Below are 6,662 nucleotides of genomic sequence, written 5' to 3'. Positions count from 1 at the left end.
ACAGTGGTTGAATGGGAAGATAAGACAGAGCGTCTAGCTCTAGAGCGCGCAGAACGCGCAGAAGCAGCTGAAAATTTACGTATTAAACAAGCGTTAGAAAATGTTTCAGCCAATGCCATGATAGCTGATGCGGGTAATAATATTGTATTTATGAATGAGGCCGTTCAGGGCATGATGCGCGATGCTGAAGCTGATATACGTACCGATTTACCAAATTTTAATAGCAATGATTTAGTTGGGCAAAACGTGGATGTGTTTCATAAAAATCCAGCGCATCAGCAAAATATGCTGAAAAATTTAGCAAGTACCTATAAAACAGAAATTGTTGTTGGTGGTCGTACCTTTGGTTTGATTGCTAATCCGATTAATTCGGATGATGGTCAGCGTGTAGGTACCGTTGTGGAATGGAGTGATAGAACAGCAGAAGTGGCTATCGAAAAAGAAATTGATAATCTTATTGCTTCAGCGGGGAGTGGTGACCTTGATGTTAGGCTTGAAGAAGGTGATAAAGCAGGTTTCTTTCTTAACTTAACTAAAGGGTTAAATGCCTTAGTTGAGATTGTAGATGATGCGGTAGCAGAAACAGGCGGCATGCTTGATGCCATGGCGCATGGTGATTTAACTCAACGGATAGATAAGGACTATCAAGGTTCGTTTGATAAATTAAAGCGCGATGCGAATGCCACCGCAGAAAAACTCACCGAAGTGATAGAGCAAATTAATGGGTCATCAACATTAGTAAGTAGTGGTGCAGAGGAAATATCACAAGGTAATACCGATTTAAGTCAAAGAACCGAAGAGCAAGCTTCTTCATTAGAAGAAACAGCATCAAGTATGGAGGAAATGACAAGTACAGTACGACAAAATGCCGATAATGCCAAAGTAGCCAATGAGCTGGCTGCCAATACGCAAGAACAAGCAGCGCAAGGCGGGCAGGTAGTACAACGTGCGGTTACGAGCATGGCTGAAATTAATGATTCCAGTAAAAAGATCTCCGATATTATCGGCGTGATTGATGAAATTGCATTCCAGACTAATTTACTCGCACTAAATGCAGCAGTAGAGGCCGCTAGAGCCGGTGAGCAAGGTCGTGGTTTTGCAGTAGTTGCGGGTGAAGTAAGAAACTTAGCACAACGCTCAGCAGCTGCAGCCAAAGAGATTAAAGAGCTTATTAGAGATAGTGTAAGCAAAGTGGAAGATGGTACCTTATTAGTCAATGAGTCAGGTACTACACTGCAAAAAATTGTACTTTCGGTGCAAAAAGTAACAGAAATGATTGCAGATATTTCTGTTGCTTCTGAAGAGCAAAGCTCTGGTATCGAGCAAGTAAATAAAGCGATTACTCAAATGGATGAAATGACACAGCAAAATGCTGCCTTGGTAGAACAAGCCTCAGCAGCAGGGGAGTCTATGGCCGAACAAGCCAAAGGTATGCGCCAATTATTAACTTTCTTTAAATCTAATGCGGGTGGACACGCTGCTGCATTACCAGCACCAACAAGTCATAAAAAAACACAAAAATCAACAGCTCCTAGCAGAGCTCAAAGGTTATCAAGTCCGGTAAAAGGAGATGACTTTGTTGATTCTTCAGAAGAGTGGGAAGAGTTTTAACCCATAAATAAGTAAAGAGTTAACTACTTATTTTACAAACTATGTTAGGGATTTATTTGGTGCTTAACATAGTTTGAACTCATCTGAAAATATAAAGGGATAGCTGTGAACAGAGAGTTTTTACTTACTGATAATGAATTTAACCATATTGTAGATTTAGTATATAAAGCTTGTGGTATTGTACTTGGTGAACATAAACGAGAAATGGTTTATTCGAGGTTTGCTAGACGCATTCGTAGCTTAAGATTAAATAATTTTGAGCAATATCTCGAGTATTTAGAATCAAATAGAGATAAAGAGTTCAGTCACTTTATTAATGCAATAACAACTAACTTAACGTCTTTTTTTCGTGAAATACATCATTTTGAATTTTTAAAAAGTACTTTGGTTCCAAAGTTATTAAAAGAAAACAGATCAACTAAACGAGTACGGATTTGGTCTGCAGGCTGCTCTACTGGCGAGGAACCTTATTCAATAGCGATGACACTCGCTAACATGTTTCCTTTGGGTTGGGACGTTAAAATATTAGCAACAGATTTAGATTCAAATGTGTTAGAAAAAGCCAGTAATGGCGAATATTCGGCAAATTCAACAATAGGTTTAGAGCCTGAAGTGTTAAAAAATTGGTTTTTTAAAGATAAGCAAGGTGAAAACTATAAAGTAAAACCTGAATTGAAAAAAATGATCTACTTTAAACGATTAAACTTATTACAGGCATGGCCAATGAAAGGCCCATTCGATTGTATTTTTTGTCGTAATGTTGTGATTTATTTTGATAAAAAAACAAAAGAAAATTTATTTAACAACTATGCGAATATTTTAATTCCACAGGGGCATTTGTTTTTAGGCCACTCAGAAAGTATGGGTAAAGAGCAAAAAAAATTTATAGGTTTAGGTAAAACAATGTATCAAAAAATGAACTAATAACCATTTAAATACCATTATTACAGGATGTTCAAGGTTTAAAGTAGATTATTAAATTTTACTTAAAACCATAAATAATTAAGGTTGTATTTTGGAAGGTGAATTTAAACCCGTATATCCGGGATTTGAGAACATTAAAAGATACTGGGACTGTAACCGTAAGAGCGTGGTGGCTAAAATATTACCCGGTGAGTTTTATGTTACTAAGCAAAGCGAAATCATTTCGACTGTGTTAGGTTCGTGTATTTCAGCGTGTGTCTATGATGAAAAAATGGGCATAGGTGGTATGAATCATTTCATGTTACCCATTAATCAAGCCGCAGCATTAGGAACGGAAGAAGATCAATTATGTTGTCGATATGGTAATTGGGCTATGGAGTTTTTAATTAATGAAGTAATTAAAAATGGCGGTAGTAGGCAAAATTTAAAAGTAAAATTATTTGGTGGTGGACAAATAATTAAAGCAATGACAGATGTAGGAGAAGGTAATATTAAATTTGCTTCTACATACTTGAAACAAGAGGGGTTTAGTGTTGACTCTCATGATGTAGGCGGTCCTTGGCCCCGTAAAGTAATGTTTTACCCTGAGACGGGTAAGGCACAAGTGAAAAAGTTACGTAGTATTCATAATGATACAATACAACAAAGAGAGAACAAGTACTTGCACGAGATCGAAGTTCAAGATGCACATACAGATATTGAGTTGTTTTAGAGATAGTTTGAAGTTTATATCCTAAAAAGGAGATATTGAATGATAAAAGTTTTAATAGTTGATGACTCCCCTTTAATTAGGACTTTATTGACTGAAATTTTGCAATTAGCTAATGATATTCAGGTAGTTGGTGCAGCAGAGGACCCTTTTGATGCCAGAGAGAAAATAAAAACATTACGCCCTGACGTATTAACACTTGATATTGAGATGCCAAAAATGGATGGTATTAGTTTTTTGAAAAACTTAATGCGTTTACGACCTATGCCTGTTGTGATGATATCGACCTTAACTCAGCAAGGTGCTCCTGCTACTTTAGAGTCATTAGAGTTAGGAGCAATAGACTTTATTGCCAAACCAACAAAAAATGTAGCACAAGATCTAAGAGATTATACCGATATTTTACACGACAAAATTCGTGCAGCCGCAAGTGCTAGAGTGAGGTCTTTTTTACCTTTAAAAGAGAATAAACATGCAAAAATCGTTAATCCAGAAACGGTTCGTTTTAAAATCAACCATTTATCTGTAATAGGAGCATCAACTGGTGGTACTGAAGCGATAAAAGAAGTTTTAACACGTTTACCTGCGCATTTTTCTCCTGTTGTTATAACACAGCATATTCCTCCTGTTTTTAGTACTTCTTTTGCTGAACGAATGGATAAAGCATGTGCTATGGCAGTAAAAGAAGCACAAGATGGAGAAAAGTTAGAGCTTGGTAATGTTTATATCGCCCCAGGAGATCACCATTTAAGTATAAAAAGTAAAAATGGTGATCTAGTATGTTACCTATCCCAAAGTGCACCTGTAAATCGCCATAGACCGGCTATCGATGTTTTATTTGATTCAGTTGCTAAATTAGAGTTAAAAAGTGTATCAGCATGCATTTTAACTGGTATGGGAGCTGATGGTGCAAAAGGACTAATGAAGCTTAAGGAAACAGGTGCTAAAACTTTTGTTCAAGATGAAAAAAGCTGTGTGGTTTATGGTATGCCTAAAGCCGCCTTTGAGCTTGGCGCCGCCAGCAAACAAGTGCCATTAGAGCAAGTTGCTGACGTATTAATGCGCTTAGCAATAAAACGCTAAGTAATAGGTAGTAGGTCTCGGTAGTTAGTAATAGCAGGAAATTGGTTAATTGTATTCGTTGCTTTTTTACTATCGGGATTTGCAACTGCTAATAAATGTTTTATGCCAAACGTTTTGGCTGATTCTAAAATTGTTAGGCTGTCATCAACAAATAAAGTTCGTTTTTTATCAAATTGTAACCTTTGCTCTAGTTGTTGCCATAATGATTGATGTTCTTTACTAACACCAAATTCATGAGTCGAGATAATTTCATTTAAATATTTATCAATTTGAGTACGTTCAATTTTTAAAGATAAACTATCTGGGTGAGCGTTAGTTAATAAAATTAACTTTTTACCCGAAGTTTTTAGTGCGTTTAAAAACTCAGGCACATCTTCACGTATTGCAATTAAGTGTTGTATTTCGCGCTTAAGCGCAATTATGGGTAAAGACAATTCTTTTTGCCAATAATCCAAACAATACCATTGAATATTACCTTCAACAGCTTGATAGCGAACGGCTAAGTCAGCTTTAGCTTCAGCAAAAGAAATATTATGCTTTTGTGCTAGTTTACTTGGTATTAACTCTAACCAGAAATGATTATCAAAATGAAGGTCTAATAGTGTGCCATCCATATCCAGTAATACAGTGTCAATGAGGGTCCAATCTAACATGGTTTTTAATCGCAATATTAATATATATTATTACTGTCTATGATAAAACATTACTTTTAAATTTCAACTCACTCTAGGTTTTTTACAATAAAAGAATTATGATTCATATATTATTTATTCTATTAAAAGTGATTGTATGACACAGAAAAAGGATCATCAGTTGCCTGATATTTTAGCAACTGACATAGTCGCTAAAAGTGGATTATTCACTGTAGAGTCGTTAGATTTAGAATTTTCAAATGGTGAGCAGCGTAAATATGAGCGTATTAAAGGTGGAGGACGTGGTGCTGTGATGATAGTGCCCCTTCTTGACGATGATACGCTATTATTAGTAAGAGAATATTGTGCTGGTACTCATGATTACCAACTTGGTTTCCCCAAAGGTCTTATTGATCCAGGTGAAAATGCAATGCAAGCTGGTAATCGTGAGTTAAAAGAAGAAGCGGGTTTTGGTACAAAAGAATTAGTTGAACTAAAGCAAGTCAGTTTGGCGCCAAGTTACTTTAATGCCAATATGCATATTTTACTCGCAGAGCAATTATTCACTGAAACTTTATTAGGTGATGAACCTGAACTTCTAGAAGTAGTGCATTGGCCTTTAAGCCAATGGCAAGATTTATTAAATCAAAAAGACTTTACTGAAGCCAGAAGTGTTGCTGCATTACTCCTAGCCAAAGAGCACTTAGCCAGTAGAGCAAAATAAACAGGATCTAATTATGTCATTTTTCCTTGAACCCTGTATTGAAATAGCAAAACAAGCTGGTCAAGTGATCATGGATATTTATGATCAAGAAGATATTGGTCAGCAACAAAAAAGTGATGATACGCCTGTTACTAAAGCTGATTTGGAGGCTAATAAAGTAATTATTGATGGGTTAATGAAATTAACACCAGATATTCCTATTATGTCTGAAGAAACTGCAATACCCCCTTTAAACGAAAGAAAGAACTGGACGAGATACTGGCTGCTTGATCCTATGGATGGTACAGGTGAGTTCATTTTAAAAAGTGGTGATTTTGCTGTAAATATTGCTTTGATTGAAAATAACCAACCTGTATTAGGTGTTATTCATTGGCCAATAAAAAATGTCACTTATTTTGCTGCGAAAGACATTGGTGCTTTTAAACGTGAGCATGGCAATATTAAAGTGGATGATAACAACCAAGATATCAAGCTTGAAGTGGTGAAACATAATAAATTAACGCTAGCTGTAAGTCGTAGGCAAAAAATTGAAGCTGTGAGTTGTTATTTAGATAGAGATTTTGACACCATAGCTGTAGGTTCTTGTTCTTTAAAAGCTTGCATGATTGCAGAAGGTAAAGCCGATTGCTTCTTACGTGTTGGTCCTACAGGGGAGTGGGATACGGGTGCTTCACAAATTATTGTTGAGCAAGCTGGTGGCCAAATTTTAAGTGCTGAATTTAATCCTATCTCCTATAATCAAAGAGAGATCACTGAAAATCCTGATTTCATTGTTATGGGGCACATTGACTGGCCTTGGCAAAAAATGATTACGCCACATCGTAGAACTGAGTTGTTGTGATTTTGCTGTAAAATTCAGCAGTTTCTAGCTAAATATGCACTAAGTACAATGTTATTGAATTTAGTGCTTGCATTAACTTAATAAAACTATATTATGGCGCTCTTGTTAACGGGGGCTAAGGCTTTTGACTAACAAATA

7 protein-coding genes are annotated in these 6,662 nt (G+C 36.2%); 6 read left to right on the top strand and 1 reads right to left on the bottom strand.

Going from position 1 to position 6,662, the window contains the following annotated elements; genetic code table 11:
- The 4 genes from CJF42_RS24465 to CJF42_RS24450 form a co-directional block, all read left to right on the top strand.
- The coding region (locus tag CJF42_RS24465; RefSeq protein ID WP_252097735.1) for a methyl-accepting chemotaxis protein at nucleotides 1–1,611 on the top strand (1,611 nt) is incomplete at its 5' end.
- A 105-nt stretch (nucleotides 1,612–1,716) separates the two neighbouring features.
- Nucleotides 1,717–2,535, top strand: coding sequence for a CheR family methyltransferase (locus CJF42_RS24460; protein ID WP_095369138.1), 819 nt, complete (start codon nucleotides 1,717–1,719; stop codon nucleotides 2,533–2,535).
- Nucleotides 2,536–2,626: 91 nt separating this feature from the next.
- Nucleotides 2,627–3,247: a chemoreceptor glutamine deamidase CheD gene (cheD, locus tag CJF42_RS24455; protein WP_095369137.1), complete on the top strand. Its 621-nt coding sequence runs from the start codon at nucleotides 2,627–2,629 to the stop codon at nucleotides 3,245–3,247.
- Nucleotides 3,248–3,286: 39 nt separating this feature from the next.
- Nucleotides 3,287–4,327: a protein-glutamate methylesterase/protein-glutamine glutaminase gene (locus tag CJF42_RS24450; protein ID WP_095369136.1), complete on the top strand. Its 1,041-nt coding sequence runs from the start codon at nucleotides 3,287–3,289 to the stop codon at nucleotides 4,325–4,327.
- On the opposite strand, the gene yrfG is transcribed toward CJF42_RS24450, so the two are convergent.
- The gene (gene yrfG, locus CJF42_RS24445) at nucleotides 4,324–4,980 is read right to left on the bottom strand and encodes a GMP/IMP nucleotidase (RefSeq protein ID WP_095369135.1); all 657 of its coding nucleotides are present in this window, start codon (nucleotides 4,978–4,980) and stop codon (nucleotides 4,324–4,326) included. The genes CJF42_RS24450 and yrfG overlap by 4 nt on opposite strands.
- 136 nt (nucleotides 4,981–5,116) lie before the next feature.
- Between yrfG and nudE the strand changes: the two genes are divergently transcribed.
- Both nudE and cysQ read left to right on the top strand, forming a co-directional pair.
- Complete coding sequence (gene nudE / locus CJF42_RS24440) at nucleotides 5,117–5,683, top strand: ADP compounds hydrolase NudE (RefSeq protein ID WP_095369134.1); 567 nt, start codon at nucleotides 5,117–5,119, stop codon at nucleotides 5,681–5,683.
- 13 nt (nucleotides 5,684–5,696) lie between these two features.
- A complete protein-coding gene (gene cysQ, locus CJF42_RS24435) occupies nucleotides 5,697–6,524 on the top strand; it encodes a 3'(2'),5'-bisphosphate nucleotidase CysQ (RefSeq protein WP_095369133.1) in 828 nt (275 codons plus the stop codon).
- Nucleotides 6,525–6,662: the final 138 nt, after the last annotated feature.

The organism is Pseudoalteromonas sp. NBT06-2, from assembly GCF_002276045.1.
In the GTDB taxonomy this organism is placed as follows: domain Bacteria; phylum Pseudomonadota; class Gammaproteobacteria; order Enterobacterales; family Alteromonadaceae; genus Pseudoalteromonas.
The sequence above is the reverse complement of the archived record's forward strand: the minus strand, read 5'-3'. Positions and strand labels throughout refer to the sequence as shown.

Bases quoted from the DNA above. Each gene is read 5' to 3' on its own strand.
- CJF42_RS24450 (WP_095369136.1), top strand. From the start codon at position 3,287: ATGATAAAAGTTTTAATAGTTGATGACTCCCCTTTAATTAGGACTTTA.
- yrfG (WP_095369135.1), bottom strand. From the start codon at position 4,980: ATGTTAGATTGGACCCTCATTGACACTGTATTACTGGATATGGATGGC.
- nudE (WP_095369134.1), top strand. From the start codon at position 5,117: ATGACACAGAAAAAGGATCATCAGTTGCCTGATATTTTAGCAACTGAC.
- cysQ (WP_095369133.1), top strand. From the start codon at position 5,697: ATGTCATTTTTCCTTGAACCCTGTATTGAAATAGCAAAACAAGCTGGT.